This is a genomic window from uncultured Endozoicomonas sp. (assembly GCF_947495845.1).
Lineage (GTDB): Bacteria > Pseudomonadota > Gammaproteobacteria > Pseudomonadales > Endozoicomonadaceae > Endozoicomonas.
The window spans coordinates 1-768 of record NZ_CANMAO010000095.1 but is presented as its reverse complement, the minus strand read 5'-3'; the positions used below and the strand labels follow the sequence as shown (position 1 = coordinate 768).

General features: G+C 53.6%; 1 rRNA gene. It reads right to left on the bottom strand.

Annotated elements, in window-relative coordinates:
* Nucleotides 1–16: 16 nt before the first annotated feature.
* Nucleotides 17–768 (bottom strand): 23S ribosomal RNA (locus Q1B11_RS20235); the annotation flags it as partial.

The following is a 768-nucleotide window of genomic DNA, read 5'->3' as shown; positions in this document are numbered from 1 at the left end:
ATCGCTTTGGCGTTATATGGTCAAGCCGCACGAGTCATTAGTATTGGTTAGCTCAATGCCTCACAGCACTTACACACCCAACCTATCAACGTCATAGTCTTTAACGGCTCTTCAGGGGCATCTAGTGCCCAGGGAAGTCTCATCTTGAAGGGGGCTTCCCGCTTAGATGCTTTCAGCGGTTATCCCGTCCGAACATAGCTACCGGGCAATGCGTCTGGCGACACAACCCGAACACCAGTGGTCCGTCCACTCCGGTCCTCTCGTACTAGGAGCAGCTCTTCTCAAACTTCCAACGTCCACGGCAGATAGGGACCGAACTGTCTCACGACGTTCTAAACCCAGCTCGCGTACCACTTTAAATGGCGAACAGCCATACCCTTGGGACCGGCTTCAGCCCCAGGATGTGATGAGCCGACATCGAGGTGCCAAACACCGCCGTCGATGTGAACTCTTGGGCGGTATCAGCCTGTTATCCCCGGAGTACCTTTTATCCGTTGAGCGATGGCCCTTCCATTCAGAACCACCGGATCACTATGACCTACTTTCGTACCTGCTCGAGATGTACCTCTCGCAGTCAAGCTGGCTTGTGCCATTACACTAACCGTACGATGTCCGACCGTACTTAGCCAACCTTCGTGCTCCTCCGTTACTCTTTGGGAGGAGACCGCCCCAGTCAAACTACCCACCACACAATGTCCCCGATCCCGTTTCAGGACCTGGGTTAGAACTCCAATATTGCCAGGGTGGTATTTCAAGATTGGCTCCACA